Consider the following 15,662-nt stretch of genomic DNA (forward strand, 5'->3'; position numbering starts at 1 on the left):
TTAAAAGTTGAAGTCAAAAATCGCGAAGCCAAGTTCGTCTTCAACATTAACGAAGGACCAAAGCTTTCCGTCTTTGAAGAATGGGAACTCAGGAGCTGAATCCATTTCTTCGATCTCCGTTTCTCCGATTAGATTTAGCTCTTTATCAAAGGCTAAGAGAAAGATTTTACTTTTGGAAGGGGCATCTTCCACTAGGCTCGGTACCAGAATACTGCCGATTCTAAAAAAGTAATCTTTGCTATCATCCCAGATCAAATCTCCATACGTGATTTGAGATCTCATTTTCTCTACCTCACTTCTCCATGCCTCTCTATCGGTAAATTCTGAGTGAGAAGGGGGATCTGATTTGTATTTGGGAGCATATTTTAAATCATAACTATAAAGTGTCAATGAGTCAGTTTCTGGATCGATGGTATAAATGTCACTTGTGACTGAAGAGGTGATATAGAAGTTCCCACTATGTTCGGAGAGAAAGTAGTCTTCCGCATAGATTTGCATCATAGTTCCTTCCTTGAAGGCGATTTTGTAAAGCCCTGTTTTGTCCATTGCAGGAATCGGAAGAATTTTCCCCTCTTTAGTTTCACTATTGATTAAGGCCAGTTCTACCGATGGCTCTCCATCATTGAAATCTGAACCAGGTACTGTATAGTACCATTTTAGATCTTCGCTTAATTTCAAGCGGTTGTTTTGAAGGGTCTTTCCTTTGATTCCTATGATTTCTTCTTCATCCAAATTGACGGATTCATGCTTGATACCCTGAAAATCAAATATTCCTGCGGTGTTAAATGTCTTGAGGAAGAATTGGTCATTCGAAACAAGGTCCAGACTCCAAAGGAAACTGCCCACTCCGTTGGGGCCCTCTTTTTCGTAAGGAATCTTTCGCTCCAGAGTTAGCTTATCAAGGTCTATGACTGAAAGCTTGTTTTCTCCCTCTACAAATAAATACAGCTTTTTATGATCGGAACTGAGGTCAGCAAGTCGCAAATGATTGGACAAGTCTATGATTTCTTCTCCCGGATCAACCACCACTGTGTCGACTGAGAAAGTCAGATCTTCAAGGATATTATTACTAGGTGAACTTTCATTTTCTTCTTTGCCAGAACATGAAAACAAGAGAATAATTAGAGAAAGGGAGATAAGGTTTTTCATTGGCTTAGAAATTAAATGTAAATACAGCGAAACCCAATTCATCCTCGACATTGACATAGGACCAGAGCTTGCCATCTTTGAAAAATGGAAAAGTCGGAACTTGGTCCAATTCTGGGATTTCGGTTTCCCCAATTAGGTTCAGCTGATCATCGAAAGCGAATAGAAAAATTTTGGATTTTGTATATCGCTCTTCTCCTTCCTTTTTTGGCTCATAGATTCTCCCAAAGCGATAAAATCGATTAGTTGACACATCAAATATTAGTTTCTCAAAGGATATTTGGGTTAAGGCTTTATCCATTTGAGCATCAAATTCTTCTTGAGATGAGACAGTATTTTGAATCGGAATTTCTTTTTCATTTGGAACAATTGAAAAATCAAATTCCAATAGTGAAAGAGAATCAGTGGAAAAGTTGAATTTGTAAATCTTATTGGTTGTCTGTCCAGAAATATACAATGCGTCACCTATCTCCTGGATGTTAATTGATTCAGCATAAACAGAAACTGCCTCCTCGGATTGAAGAATTATATTGTATTTTCCAATGATATCTAATGCTGGGATTGAGAGGACTTCTCCAGTGGATTCTTTCAGATCAATTTTGACCAATTTTCGAGTTCCCTGCATAAAATTACTTGGAAGGGAAAAAGCGGTAATTTGGTTTTTTGTTAAGGTAAGCTGGTTGTTCAAGTTCATTTTTTGGTTATCGTCCAACCCTTCTATTTCAATTTCATCAGGTTTGAGCCCTAGGTCCTTAAGTTTTTCTCCATCCTTGGAAAAAATTCCCGAATTTCTAAAACTTGTGAATAAAAACTCCTCACCTGGAAGAACGATGGCGCTGGAATGAAAACTGGTTCCGATTCCATTTGGGCCTTCTTTTTCGAAAGGAATCATTTCTACCAGCTTTAATTCATCCAAATTGACCTTGTTGACTATTCCTGCATTTCCATCCAATAAATAATAAAAGGTCTTGCTCTCATCGGTGGAGGCCAATCTGGCACCATAAGCCAGATTGATAATCTCCTCACCGGGATCTACTACAACTGTGTCTACTGAAAATGAAAAGTTTTCCAGAACATTTTTTGATTCCCGGTTTTCAGATTCTTTGCCGCTACAAGCAGCTAGAATGGCCAATGAAGAAAGTAAAAGGAGTTTTTTCATAATTATTAAAAATCAAAAGTGAATACTGCAAAGCCCAATTCATCCTCGACATTGACATAGGACCAGAGCTTGCCGTCTTTGAAGAATGCTTGAGTAGGAGACTTAGATAAATCATCAATTTTAGTCTCACTTAATAGGTTGAAATTTTTATCGTAAGCAAAAAGGAATACTTCGCTTTTGGATTTTGGATTTAGGTTTTCAGTTTTTTCAAGGATTGAACCAAAACGAAAATAGATTTCCCTCTGATCGTCATATAGTGGAGCTTGATATGCAATCTGGAAGCGTGTTGATTCATTGGCATCAATTATTTCTTGAATTGAAGAAATATCATTGGAAAATGGAGGGATTTGATCATTTGCCACGAGTTGATGCTTTGGTTCCTTATAGTCCAAAGAGCCATTCAAAAGATCATAGAGATAGATTTTGCTAGTTCCTTTGGAATAGATAATCGCTCTCGATTTTTCCATTTTGATTCCCAAGTCAGAGGTGTTGGAGACGTGATGTGATATCCCTTCAGAATAGATGAATACTAAATTGGTTAGAAAATCGAATTTGGGTAATTCTATCAGTTCACTTTGGTCCCTTTCAATATCATAAATTCCCAAATTAATCTTTTCATTTTCAAGGTTTTGGTTCAAAAAGTAAATGTGATTTCCGTCAAAACTGCTTGAAAGAGATTCATAAATTGGAAATGAACCAAATTGAACTAGTGATGGGAATTTATCCTCATTTATTTGATTGTTGTTAAGCTTTTGACCTTGAAAATTATAGGTTCCGAAATGTCTATAGTTCGCAAAGAAAATATTGTTGTTTCCCAATAGTTGAAATTTCCAGATTGGTGCAGGAACACCATTAGGACCCTCTTTTTCGAATTTAAAGGAGTTGGCAAATTCAAGTTTATCTAAGTCAAATTGGTAGAGGGTGTTGGTTTTGCTGTTAAGGGCATATAAATCAGTTTTACTTTCAGACAGATCAGAATTGAGTATTCCAAAAGGCAGGTAAATTAAAGTTCCTTTTGAATCGATTAAGACTGTATCAATTTGGAAAGAGAAATTCTCTAAAAAATTAGAGTCTATAAGTTTCTTTCTTTCAATTATTTCTGGTTTTTGATGGCTTTCTTTTTCTTGGAGTGGAGTAGAATCTAATTCAGTTCTCGGATTGAGGTCCTCAGATTCAGTTGGGGTTATATTTTTCTTAGGTACATCTATTTTGACTTCCTCTTTTTTGGCGCAGGATAAAAGAATTAGGAGAAGAAAATAGGTGTATAGATTTCTCATAGATTTAAAAATCAAAAGTGAATACTGCGAAGCCCAACTCATCCTCTACATTGACATAGGACCAGAGCTTGCCGTCTTTGAAGAAATAGAAGACTGGTTGTTGATCAAGGTCTTCGAGAAAAGTCTCCCCTAAAAGATTTAAATCTTTGTCATAAATAAACAAATAGACTTCAGCAGTATATGCATTGGGATCGTCCCCTTCCTTAGGAAGAATTTTCTTTCCAAATCTGAAAAAGCGATTGGATTTTTCATCCCAAAGCAATTTTTCAAAGCCAACTTGGGTGGAAGATTCCTGCATTTCTGCATAAAATTCTTCTTGGCTTGAGACCTCTCCTTTCAATTTTCCTGTTTTAATGCTTGGTACCAACTGATGGCTATAGGTAAATAGTTGAAGAGAGTCGGTTTGGTAGTCGTATTTGTAAATGGAGGAAGTAACTTCATTGGAAATAAAAAGTGCCCCATTGATTTCTTGAAGAATAGATTGGGGAACGAAAAACATGCTACCCTGATCACTTTGTAAAGAGACTGAAAAATCATTCGCTATTTCTAATGCGGGCAAGTCTATTAATTCCCCTGATTTGGTATTTGGATTGAGTTTGACCAAGTCCTTTGCTCCTTGATTATATAAGCCAGTTAATGAAAAAAGCCATTTGGAGTCGGAGGAAAGGAGAAGTTGATTTGAAAATTGAGTGTCTGGATCCAATCCGCTGAATTCTTTGGTGTTCAATTTAAACTCTTGAAGCTTGGAACCTTCTTTGTTAAAAATCCCGGAAGATTGATAATCTGTGATCAAAAACTGCTCTTCAGGTAATACTTGTTGTCTTTGGACGTAGGCCCCAGTTCCATTAGGACCTTCCTTTTCAAAATGGAAAACATCTAGTAATCTTGATTGATTTAAATCTATTTTTGAGATGGAATTATCATCATTATTCAAAAAATAAAGAAACTGATGGTTTTCGGAAAGACTGGAGGAGTTTCTCAATTTATAATCATTGGAAATTGCCAATACCTCCTCGCCTGAGTCCATGACTACAGTATCTACGGAATAGGATACGTTCTCCAGAATAATACTTTTTTTTGTCCCCTCAGATGATTCTTTTTCTGAGCAAGAATACAATACAGTAAGTAATGAAAGGGCGAATAATTTTTTCATAATCAGAAATCAAAAGTGAATACGGCAAAGCCCAACTCATCCTCCACATTGACATAGGACCAGAGTTTGCCGTCTTTGAAGAAAACATTGTAGTCGATTCTTTCCTTTTGATCCAGCTTTGTCTCACCCAGTAAATTGAATTCTTTATCATAAGCCAACAGGAAATATTCAAATTTATATTCCTCATCGGGGGTTTTGGGCATAAAAACCTTTTGCGCAAGTCTTAGAAAAATCTGTCTCTTTGGGTCCCAATGAAGCTTTTGATAATAAATCTGAGCATTCACTTTAGCCATTTCATCCATAAAACCTTCCTCTGATTCAGGCCGATTATTGATTTCCCCCGTCAGCTTATTAGGTACCAGATGATGATCGATTTGAATAAATTTTATTTCTTCAGTTGCTGGGTCAAACTCATAAAAATCACCCATTGCAGAGCAAGAAATCAGGATTTTACTATCGTGTTCGGACAGTTGAACTTCCTGAGGAGATACACGGAAAGATCCATTTTGCTCAAAGACAATGCTGTATTGGTCAACGATATCCATTTCAGGAGCTTCAATGATTTTGGCTGAATTGGATGCTAGATCTATTGTTATTAATCCCGGTTTCTGGCTTGAAGATTTGAATTCTGTATCAACAGGCCAGGAATAGATTTTTTCATTTTCCCAATCATAAATGCTATTTCCGTAAAGACTGAAATTGTTCTCAGCCAAATTTGGATCAATCCCCTCTGGTTTGTTATTCAGGTTTTCGATTTTTGTTCCGTTTTGATCAAAAACCCCATAAACTCCATTATTTCCTAGCAAGGCTAGTTTTCCATCTGGTCCCACTTGGATTGTCCCTACAAAAACACCAATTCCATTTGGGCCTTCGGGTTCAAAATCCGTTTTGCTGATTAGGATTTCTTTCTCCAAATCAACCTTCAGGAGTTTAGGAGGCATATTTTCAAAATAGTACAGGAATTTTTTGTCTTGAGAAAGGTCCAGGGATCGAATTCCCATTCCCAAATTGAAGATATCTTCCCCCGGATCCATTACCAGTGTATCTACAGTAAATGTCAGATCTTCAAGGATATTGGAAGATGAGGAGTCTTTATTTTCTTCATTTCTAGAACAGGAGAAAAGTAAAGCAATCAAAAATAGAACTGATAGATTTTTCATAATAAAGCGTTAAAAATCAAATGAATAGCGAATAAATCCTGCCTCATCTCCCATTGGGCTATAGGAGTAAAAGTCACCTTGTTGGAAATAGCCTTGGTATGGAATGTTTTCGAGATTATCCAAATAAGATTCTCCTATCAGATTGAAGTCCTCGTCATATGCAAAAATGTATGCGTCAGCACTTCTTTTAATTCCCTCTTGAGGAACGGGCATGACCGTGTTTTTAGTAGCAAATCGGAAATACATTTTCCTGGTAGGATCCCAGTAAAATTTATAGAAGGTGACCTGTTTTCTGATTTGGTTCACTACCTCCATTTGTCGTTCGCGGGAATCTACTTCGTGAGGGAATTCACCTTCTTTTCGGTTCTCCACCAAACTGTGGGAGAACGACACCAGCTTTAGACTATCTGTATGGTAGTCGTAAGTGTATATGTCTGCTGTGGATCCTGTGAAAGCGATAAATTGGTCATTGACTAGTTGAAGACTAACGGCATCCCCAAAAAATGAAGCAGAATTTTCTCTTTGCCAGATTACTTGATAATCATAAGTCATATCCAAGGCTGGTAATTTTAAGATTTTACCAGTTTCTGATTCGATTTCAATGACCGCAAGCCCTTCCACTGGTTTTCCAAAATTCATAGGAAGAGAAAGGAACTTTGATTTATCCGGACTCATATGAAATCCATTGGGGATAGAAAAAGGACCTTCAGTTTTAAAACCAATGGCTTTTTCCATATCTAGATCATATTGCTTTATTTTCTTACCCTCGATATTAAAAAGATTGGGTCCTTTTTGATCCAAAATCATGATCTTATCAGGTCCCATTACTTGCATATACATTACCCAACCATCGATTCCATCAGGCCCTTCCATCTGGAAAGGATGTCGTTTGATAAGCTTGAGATCTTCGATCGAAAATTCAAAAAACTCGAAATCATTCTCATAAAAGGCAAATAATCTATTTCCATCAGGGGCTATGGATTGTTGGAATAGACCATTTGGAACAAAGATTTCTTCTCCAGAATCAATAACTAGGCTATCAACTGTGACCTTTAAATTTTCCAAAACATTGGCCTGGATTTGTTCCTCAGGGGGATTTGAGCAGGAAAAAAAAGCAACCCAACTCAAGAGGAAAAAGTAGTTTCTCATACAAAAGATTTTAAACTATAAAGCTAAAATCTTGAGGCTAAAAACCTAGTGAAACTATGTTAAAATCGTACTGTCGTATGGTGATAATAGCTTGAATTTCAGCTCTGGAAAAAGACTCAAACCTAGTTGAGCCACCAAATGGAAAAATTCAAAAGGGATGCAAATGTGACCCAAGCCAGATAAGGAACCATTAATCCAGAGGCAATTTTTGATACTTTTTTAAACTGAATCACACAGATCAGGATCAATAGCCAAAGTGGAAGAATAATAAACAAACCCAACAATGGGGACTCTGCTCCAAAGAAGGCAGGCGACCAAATAGCATTCAACGCCAATTGGAAAAAGTAGAGGTTGAGTAATTTCTTTTTCTTAGGATGATCGCTTTTCCAAATCAGATAGCTGGCTATTCCCATCAGGACATACAAGAAGGTCCACATTGGTCCAAAAATCCAATTGGGAGGATTGAAACTCGGTTTATTCAAAGTGGTGTACCAGCCTTGGACTGCAGGAATAGTAAAGAATGCTCCCAAACCTCCGGCGATCTGAGGAAGGATTAGACTGATGACGAGTTTGAGCCAGTTGGGCATGTTGAAAACATTTAAACGATCATTCTTTTAAACCAAGGATGCCCTACTTTGTTTAATGGAGAATTTCTAATATAAAAAAAGCACAACCGAAAGGCTTGTGCTTAAGTATTGATCAGCTTGATTGGGCTGAAAACTTAAATAGCCTCTAGAAGCGTTCTAAATGCCAAAGCTTTTTCTCCATAACGCTGAAGAGTCTGATTTCTAAGTGCATTGGCAAATCTATTTTCGTATTCAATTAGCTTATTGGTGCTTTCTGCAAAGAACTGAACACTATAATTGGTGCTGCTATCGTCTGGGCTATTGAGCAGTCTGAAGAACTTATGCTCCACAAATAAACCTGTAGCAAAAATCTCAGGAATATGGGTTTCTTTCATCCATGCAACGAAGTCTTCGTCTATTTCATTTGCTACGCTAAAGGTGATGTTGTAGAGAATCATAGCTTGGTAAGGGATTATTTTCTTTTTTTGTTAACAAATTCTGAGTTGCAAAGTTAGGAATCCCAAGCCGAAAAACTCAATCCCATTCATTTTAGCAACAGCCCATGCACAAAGTAGTACCCGAAAGAGCTGCTAATTACAGTCTGAAAATCATTATTGCCAAAGTGATCATTGTCGTCTTGTACGCTGTGGGCTTGGTGGGGCTAAGTATTCCCGAATACCAAGATTGGTTTTTGAGTCTCACTCCAGTTCAGCTATTAGTTAGCTTGGTGCTCATTCTTTTATTCCACAGAGGATGGACAGATGCCTTTCCGATTTTTGCTGCAGCTGCTTTTTGGATAGGCTTCGTAGCCGAACTGATTGGAATCCACACCGGCTACCTTTTTGGAGATTATGTATATGGACCGACATTGGGCCCGATGCTCTGGGAGGTTCCAATTATTATAGGTGTGAATTGGTTTATTCTGGCTTACCTGACAGGTTCGGTCTTCAGAAATGTTGAAAATGATTATTACGCAGCCTTGTTGGGAGCTGTCGCAATGACCTGCCTGGATTATATCATGGAGCCAGTGGCTGTGGCCTTGGACTTTTGGTATTGGAAATTTGATGTGATTCCCGTTGGAAACTACATTGGGTGGTTTGGAGTGGCATTTCTGATTCATTTGATATTTAGAAAAGCCAATTTTGAAAAATACAATCCACTATCACTCATCATGCTTTTATGCATGATTTTCTTCTTTGCCATCCTGAATTTCACGGTTTTATAAGGATGAATTTAAAATCCTCTTAAAAAAATTGATTAGTTTGAAAACAATTTGCCTCCTTTTGGCTTTTACTGAAAAGGAAATAAATAGCTTGTTCATAGATGTTTAAAGCAATTGGATTTATTCTTATAGGATTTGGAGTTATGGAATTGTCTGGATGGTTTATTCACAAATACATTATGCATGGACCACTTTGGATGATTCACAAGACACATCACCAGCCTTCGAAATCATTCTTCGAGCTCAATGATTTGTTTTCGTTGTTTTTTGGAAGTGTCGCGGTAGTATTGATTTTTTTAGGAGTTGAATCTTTGGATTATAGATTTTGGATAGGGATAGGGATCAGCCTTTATGGAATGCTGTATTTCTTTCTCCACGATGTCTTGGTTCACCGAAGATTGAAGTGGTTTGATAGACCAAAAAACTCTTGGCTGATGGGAATATTTAAAGCTCATCAAGCACACCATAAAACCAATAAAAAAGAAGGAGCTGTATCATTCGGGTTGTTTTTGGTACCCAAGGAATATTTTAAAAAGGAGGAAAAGTGAGCACGTATTCAATAAAAGACCTAGAATTGTTGTCTGGTATCAAGGCGCATACTTTACGGATATGGGAACAGAGATATAGCCTTTTGAACCCCAAAAGGACGGAGACAAATATTCGCTATTATGATGATTCGGATCTGAAATTGATTCTGAATGTAGCTTTACTCAATGACAGTGGTCTGAAAATCAGTAAGATTGCCAAAATGTCACTGGAAGAGATCAGAGCTGAAGTCATCAAGCTGACTGATAGGTCCCTCACACATGATGATCAGATTCATGCCTTGACCATCTCAATGGTGGAGATGAATGAGGACAGATTTGACAAAATCCTGACATCAAATATTCTCAAAATTGGATTTGAGCAGACAATGCTTCATGTTATCTATCCTTTTCTCAACAAAATCGGTGTGCTTTGGCAAACTGCTGCCATCAATCCGGCCCAAGAGCATTTTATTTCCAATTTGATCCGACAGAAATTGATCGTGGCAATTGATGGACAAGTAGTAGATGGAGAGGGGAAAAAATTCATGCTGTTTTTGCCAGAAGGAGAATTGCACGAGATTTCATTGCTTTTTGCCACCTATGTGATCAAGAGTAAAGGCCATAAGGTCATCTACTTAGGTCAAAGCACTCCAATGGAGGATTTGATTTCGGTCTATAGCATTGTCAAGCCTGATTATTTATTGACTGTTTTCACTACTACTCCTGGAATGGAATGCGTGGAAACCTATGTTCGGGATTTGGGGAACAATTTCAAAGAGGCGCAAGTCCTTGTCTCTGGTTTTCAGATTATCGGTCAGGATATCGAGCTGCCTGCGAATGTTCAGCAATTGAATTATTTGGGTGAGATCAAGCAAGTTTTGGAACAAATGAATGAGTTTGTTTGAATAAAGGTTTAACAATAAGTAAAAAATATTAAACAAAAGGTGTTCTTTAAAGAATGCCTTTTTTTGTGCCTAATTGGCTTTTTAGGGCATTTTTTATGCTAATGGTCTAATGGTCATATCTTAAATGTTTAACTATTTTGAAAATTCTTTAAACATTTTCTTTGTTTTTTGTTTAATTAAATCTAGATTTGGTTAAACAAAGAATTCAGACACCATGACTACTTTAGAATTCAGTTACTCTTTAAACAAGTTGAGCTCTTCATTGAAGCCATTCGCTCTGAAGCTGACTCGAGATCGAGATGATGCAAATGATTTGTTGCAGGATACGATGGTCAAAGCTTTTACCAACCGTGACAAGTTCACCGATGGGACCAATCTGAAAGCCTGGTTGTACACGATTATGAAAAACACCTTTATCACCAATTATCAAAGAATGGTGAGACGGGCGACTTTCGTAGATACGACTGACAATCTTCATTTCATCAACTCCACTGATTCGAAAATCGAAAATGGTGCCTATGGCAGTTTTGCCATGGATGACATCACTGCTGCAATCGATGGATTGGAGGAAGTATATAAAGTTCCGTTTATGATGCATTTCCGTGGTTTCAAGTATCATGAAATCGCCGAGGACCTTCAAATTCCGATTGGAACTGTAAAGAATAGAATTCATATTGCTAGAAAGCTCCTGAAGGAGAACTTACTGGTGTATAGAAACTTGAATTAAGAAAATGGATCAAAAACATGTGGTGGTAATCGGATCCGGATTCGCCGGACTTTCCGCAGCCACCCATTTAGCAGAGCAAAGTTGTAAAGTCACCTTACTGGAGAAGAACGAAACCCCAGGTGGTCGAGCGAGGAAGTTTGAGCATCAGGGGTTTGTTTTTGATATGGGACCAAGCTGGTATTGGATGCCAGATGTCTTTGTGGACTACTTCGCTCATTTTGGAAAAAAAGTCTCGGATTATTACGATCTGATCAGACTTGATCCATCCTATGCGGTGATTTATGGCGAAAATGACCAACTGGATATCCCCGCTGATTTGGAGGAATTCAAAAAGATGTTGGAGGAAATTGAGCCGGGAGCTGGAGTTCAATTGGATAAATTTCTCGAGCAAGCCAAATACAAATACCAGGTTGGGATTCATGATTTGGTCAAAAAACCAAGTCGCTCACTGACGGAATTTGCATCTCCTGGTCTTTTGTTGGATGTGATCAAAATGGATGTGTTTCAATCCATGTCAAAGCATGTAAGGAAGTTTTTCAAATCAGAGAAAATTATCCGATTGATGGAGTTTCCGGTTTTATTTCTCGGTGAAACAGCTGAGAATATTCCAGCCCTATATTCTTTGATGAACTATGCAGATATCGCCTTGGGAACTTGGTATCCCAAAAAAGGAATGCATGAAATCATTCGTGGAATGGTGGAATTGGCTGTGGAGAAAGGAGTTTCTATCCGGTACGGTGCAGAAGTGGAGGAGATTGAAATCGAAAATGGTGTTGCGAAAAAGATCAGATTGATTTCCGGTGAAAAGATTGAAGCTGATGTGGTGGTTGCAGGAGCTGATTATCACCATGTGGATAAGCATCTCGTCAATCCCAAGTACAGTAACTATTCGGAAGAATATTGGGATAAGAGAGTCCTGGCTCCGTCTAGTTTACTCTTTTATCTGGGGATCGATAAAAGGCTTCAGAATCTTCGTCATCATAATTTGTTCTTTGATGAAGATTTGGGGCCGCATGCTGATGCAATTTATAGGAATCCGAAATGGCCAGAGAAACCGCTTTTCTATGCTTCGGTTCCTTCCCAGACGGACCCAACAGTTGCTCCCGAAGGAATGGAAAATATGTTTTTGCTGATTCCTTTAGCTCCGGATTTAGAAGATTCGGAAGAAATGCGGGAAAAGTACTTCCATATTATCATGGATAGATTGGAGAAAATTACGGGTCAGGAGATCCGATCTCATATAGTTTTCAAGAGGTCTTATGCGCATGCTGACTTCAAAAAAGATTACCATGCCTACAAAGGAAATGCCTATGGTTTGGCGAATACTTTGACTCAAACGGCCATTTTAAAGCCCTCTTTGAAAAACAAAAAGGTGAATAATTTGTATTACACTGGACAGCTGACTGTTCCGGGCCCTGGAGTTCCCCCCTCTTTGATTTCAGGGTATGTGGTTGCAAAAGAGGTGATTAAAGATCACGATTTGTCACAAAAAATGTAATTTAAACTATGGATGCTAAGGCCTTATACAACCAAACGAGTTTGGAATGTAGTAGACTGATTACTCAGCGGTATAGCACGAGTTTTACGCTGGGGATCAAAACATTGGACAAAAAATATCACATGCCTATCTATGCGATATATGGATTTGTCCGATTTGCAGATGAGATCGTTGACACTTTTCACGATCAGGATAAAGAGGGACTTCTAGAAAAATTCACAGCTGATACATTCGAGGCTATTGAAAAGGGATTTTCATACAATCCTGTATTGCAGGCTTTCCAGATGATCGTCAATGAATATGACATTGATTTTGAATTGATCAAGGCATTTCTCCATAGCATGGAGATGGATCTGGATTTCAAAAAATACAATGACAGTCGATACAACGAGTACATTTATGGCTCTGCTGAAGTAGTTGGTTTGATGTGTCTGAAAGTCTTTTGCAAAGGCGATTCAGGAATGTATAATAAGCTCAAAGAACCAGCTAGAAAGTTGGGGGCAGCCTTCCAAAAAGTCAATTTCTTGAGAGATATCAAAAGTGATTATGAGGAGCGAGGACGCGTTTACTTTCCGGGAGTTGATTATCGATTGTTTGATCTGACGATCAAAAAGCAAATCGAGGAAGATATCCAAAGAGACTTTGATGATGCGCAGATTGGAATCGAGCAATTGCCCGAAGGTGCCAAATTGGGTGTGCGTGTGGCTTACTTGTATTACCAAAAGCTCTTTGATAAGATCAAGTCTCTTTCTGCGGATGTGATCACCAAACAAAGAATCCGCATTCCAAATTCTCAGAAGCTTTCTCTTTTGGTAGGAACCTTTTTCGAAACAAAACTGGGAATCAGTTAATGGAAAAATATCTCTATTTGATATTGAATATCCTGACTATTTCCTTTCCATTAATCAGGTCTTTTGAACCCAAAATCAACTATTCCTCCAAATGGTCATTCCTATTTCCTGCCATTTTTTTCACAGGAGCGTTTTTTTTGGTTTGGGACCATTGGTTTACGGTGATGGGAGTTTGGGAATTTAATCCCAGATACCTTGTGGGGATTTATCTTTTCCAATTGCCAATAGAGGAGTGGCTTTTTTTCCTCACGGTACCTTTTGCCTGTGTATTCATTTACGAGGTTTTGATTTATTTCTTTCCGAAGGATTACTTCTTGCCTTTAGCAAAACCCTTTGTCTACGTGATGGTCCCTTTCCTGCTTGGATTGGCACTACTTCATTTGGACAAATGGTACACTTCGGTAAACTTCATTGTTGGCGCATTAGTGTTGGTAATTCACTTTCTGATTTTCAATGATCGGTTTTTGGGTCGATTCATCTTTGCCTATCTAGTCACTTTGATTCCTTTCATGCTTTGCAATGGAATACTGACCGGAGGAATCACAGAAGAGCCTGTGGTGATCTATAACAATGCCGAAAATTTGGGGATTAGAATATGGACTATACCTATTGAAGATACCATATACTGCATGACATTGTTACTCATGAATGTCAGCATTTTCGAAAGCCTTCGTTCCCGTAAACAATTATCACTTTCATAAGTTATTAGATCGAAATGAAGAACTTACAGGTAGATATAGATCAGCATTCCGGTTTTTGCTTCGGGGTAGTCTATGCCATCGAAATGGCTGAAGAAATCCTGGATCAGGAGGGATATTTGTATTGCCTGGGGGATATCGTTCATAATGATGAGGAAGTCAAAAGACTGACTCAAAAAGGTCTGAAAATCATCGATCATGGAGATCTTTATGGCTTGAGAGATGAAAAAGTCTTGATCAGAGCTCACGGTGAGCCTCCCTCTACTTATCAGCTTGCAATCCAAAACAATCTGACCTTGATAGATGCTTCTTGTCCTGTGGTGTTGAAGCTTCAAAACAGAATAAAGAATTCATTTGACAAGGATGAGCCAATCTATATTTATGGAAAACACGGACATGCTGAGGTGATTGGTTTGCTTGGCCAAACCAACAATCAGGCGGTTGTTTTTCAGGATATCAATGAGTTGGATTTGCCAAGTCTTCCCAAGAATTTGACTTTATACAGTCAGACGACCAAATCGACTGATAAATTCTATGAAATCAACCAAACCCTTCGGGATAATGGAATATCTGTCAATACGAATGATACCATTTGCCGTCAGGTGTCGAATCGGGATAAAGAGTTAAGGGAGTTTGTGAGTAGGTTTGATAAAGTGATTTTTGTAAGTGGAACCAAATCTTCCAATGGAAAAGTCCTTTTCAATGTTTGCAAAGAAAGGAATGCCCATACCTATTTTGTTTCCAATCCCAATGAATTGGAAGAGGGATGGTTTAATTTTGGTGATCGAATAGGAATTTGCGGAGCGACTTCTACTCCAATGTGGTTGATGGAGCAGGTCAAAGAAAGAATTCTTACCTTTTAAGATTTCGACCCATTTTATGTCATCTAAATCTTATCAAATATCGAGAAATGTCGATCCAAAAGGCCTTTTGATAGGTTGGGGAATTATCGGTATTTGGTTCATTTCACTTGTTTTTCTTTTACAGCTTCAAATCAATTGGACAAGCCCTTTGACTTATTTGGCTGTACTGGTTCAAATGCATCTATATACTGGACTTTTTATCACAGCTCATGATGCCATGCATGGAGTTGTTTCGTCCAATAAGACTTTGAATAAGTTGACTGGTTGGGTTGCTGCTACCTTGTTTTCATTTAACAATTATGGGAAGCTTTTTCCCAAGCATCATGAGCACCACAGACATGTGGCAACTGATGAGGATCCAGATTATCATCCTTCCGGGAATTTCTGGATTTGGTATTTTTCCTTTATCCGCCAGTATGTGACGATCTGGCAAATCATATTGATGGCCATTACTTTCAATATCTTGAAATTGTGGATAAGTACAGAGAATTTGATTCTTTTCTGGATGCTTCCGGCGGTTTTATCCACATTTCAATTGTTTTATTTCGGCACATTTTTGCCACATCGAGGTGAAAACCCAAATAAACATCACTCTTCTACCCAATCTAAAAACCATTTATGGGCATTTTTGAGTTGTTATTTTTTTGGATATCACTACGAGCATCATGATTCTCCTGGGACCCCTTGGTGGAGGCTTTGGAAGGTCAAGAAAAATCAAGTCTCTTGATCAAAATCAAAAATTAGTTCATTTATAAACCTTT

General features: G+C 38.1%; 17 protein-coding genes. 9 read left to right on the forward strand and 8 right to left on the reverse strand.

Annotation, left to right across the window (positions count from 1 at the left end; genetic code table 11):
* The 8 genes from BUF13_RS09430 to BUF13_RS09465 all read right to left on the reverse strand — a co-directional run bounded on the left by BUF13_RS09430 (position 1) and on the right by BUF13_RS09465 (position 8,068).
* Positions 1–1,149, reverse strand: a complete 1,149-nt coding sequence (locus BUF13_RS09430) for a DUF4221 family protein (protein ID WP_073571514.1) — start codon at positions 1,147–1,149, stop codon at positions 1–3.
* 4 nt (positions 1,150–1,153) lie between these two features.
* Positions 1,154–2,305, reverse strand: coding sequence for a DUF4221 family protein (locus BUF13_RS09435; RefSeq protein ID WP_073571515.1), 1,152 nt, complete (start codon positions 2,303–2,305; stop codon positions 1,154–1,156).
* Between the two features lie 5 nt (positions 2,306–2,310).
* Positions 2,311–3,582: a DUF4221 family protein gene (locus BUF13_RS09440; protein ID WP_073571516.1), complete on the reverse strand. Its 1,272-nt coding sequence runs from the start codon at positions 3,580–3,582 to the stop codon at positions 2,311–2,313.
* 4 nt (positions 3,583–3,586) lie between these two features.
* Positions 3,587–4,735, reverse strand: coding sequence for a DUF4221 family protein (locus BUF13_RS09445; protein WP_073571517.1), 1,149 nt, complete (start codon positions 4,733–4,735; stop codon positions 3,587–3,589).
* 2 nt (positions 4,736–4,737) lie between these two features.
* Positions 4,738–5,895, reverse strand: a complete 1,158-nt coding sequence (locus BUF13_RS09450; RefSeq protein WP_073571518.1) for a DUF4221 family protein — start codon at positions 5,893–5,895, stop codon at positions 4,738–4,740.
* A gap of 9 nt (positions 5,896–5,904) precedes the next feature.
* Entirely contained in the window at positions 5,905–7,044 is a 1,140-nt protein-coding gene (locus tag BUF13_RS09455) for a DUF4221 family protein (RefSeq protein WP_073571519.1), read from the reverse strand.
* 122 nt (positions 7,045–7,166) lie between these two features.
* Positions 7,167–7,631 (reverse strand): TspO/MBR family protein, encoded by a 465-nt coding sequence (locus BUF13_RS09460; protein ID WP_073571520.1) that lies wholly within the window; start codon positions 7,629–7,631, stop codon positions 7,167–7,169.
* Between the two features lie 134 nt (positions 7,632–7,765).
* The gene (locus BUF13_RS09465) at positions 7,766–8,068 is read right to left on the reverse strand and encodes a DUF4286 family protein (RefSeq protein WP_073571521.1); all 303 of its coding nucleotides are present in this window, start codon (positions 8,066–8,068) and stop codon (positions 7,766–7,768) included.
* A 104-nt stretch (positions 8,069–8,172) separates the two neighbouring features.
* Here BUF13_RS09465 and BUF13_RS09470 point away from each other — a divergent pair, with 104 nt between their 5' ends.
* The 9 genes from BUF13_RS09470 to BUF13_RS09510 all read left to right on the forward strand — a co-directional run bounded on the left by BUF13_RS09470 (position 8,173) and on the right by BUF13_RS09510 (position 15,628).
* Positions 8,173–8,835: a carotenoid biosynthesis protein gene (locus tag BUF13_RS09470; RefSeq protein WP_073571522.1), complete on the forward strand. Its 663-nt coding sequence runs from the start codon at positions 8,173–8,175 to the stop codon at positions 8,833–8,835.
* 98 nt (positions 8,836–8,933) lie between these two features.
* Positions 8,934–9,380, forward strand: coding sequence for a sterol desaturase family protein (locus BUF13_RS09475; protein ID WP_073571523.1), 447 nt, complete (start codon positions 8,934–8,936; stop codon positions 9,378–9,380).
* Positions 9,377–10,264 (forward strand): MerR family transcriptional regulator, encoded by an 888-nt coding sequence (locus BUF13_RS09480; protein WP_073571524.1) that lies wholly within the window; start codon positions 9,377–9,379, stop codon positions 10,262–10,264. The genes BUF13_RS09475 and BUF13_RS09480 overlap by 4 nt, the downstream gene beginning before the upstream one ends.
* A 214-nt stretch (positions 10,265–10,478) precedes the next feature.
* Positions 10,479–10,991 carry an RNA polymerase sigma factor gene (locus BUF13_RS09485; protein ID WP_073571525.1) on the forward strand — a complete coding sequence of 171 codons (513 nt, stop codon included), beginning with the start codon at positions 10,479–10,481 and terminating at the stop codon, positions 10,989–10,991.
* Between the two features lie 4 nt (positions 10,992–10,995).
* Positions 10,996–12,489: a phytoene desaturase family protein gene (locus BUF13_RS09490; protein ID WP_073571526.1), complete on the forward strand. Its 1,494-nt coding sequence runs from the start codon at positions 10,996–10,998 to the stop codon at positions 12,487–12,489.
* A gap of 8 nt (positions 12,490–12,497) precedes the next feature.
* Positions 12,498–13,340 (forward strand): phytoene/squalene synthase family protein, encoded by an 843-nt coding sequence (locus tag BUF13_RS09495; RefSeq protein ID WP_073571527.1) that lies wholly within the window; start codon positions 12,498–12,500, stop codon positions 13,338–13,340.
* Positions 13,340–14,041 carry a lycopene cyclase domain-containing protein gene (locus tag BUF13_RS09500; RefSeq protein ID WP_073571528.1) on the forward strand — a complete coding sequence of 234 codons (702 nt, stop codon included), beginning with the start codon at positions 13,340–13,342 and terminating at the stop codon, positions 14,039–14,041. The genes BUF13_RS09495 and BUF13_RS09500 overlap by 1 nt, the downstream gene beginning before the upstream one ends.
* Before the next feature lie 14 nt (positions 14,042–14,055).
* Positions 14,056–14,901, forward strand: coding sequence for a 4-hydroxy-3-methylbut-2-enyl diphosphate reductase (locus tag BUF13_RS09505; RefSeq protein WP_073571529.1), 846 nt, complete (start codon positions 14,056–14,058; stop codon positions 14,899–14,901).
* A gap of 16 nt (positions 14,902–14,917) precedes the next feature.
* Positions 14,918–15,628 carry a fatty acid desaturase gene (locus tag BUF13_RS09510; RefSeq protein ID WP_073571530.1) on the forward strand — a complete coding sequence of 237 codons (711 nt, stop codon included), beginning with the start codon at positions 14,918–14,920 and terminating at the stop codon, positions 15,626–15,628.
* Positions 15,629–15,662: the final 34 nt, after the last annotated feature.

It is taken from the genome of Algoriphagus zhangzhouensis, from assembly GCF_900148515.1.
In the GTDB taxonomy this organism is placed as follows: Bacteria; Bacteroidota; Bacteroidia; order Cytophagales; family Cyclobacteriaceae; genus Algoriphagus; species Algoriphagus zhangzhouensis.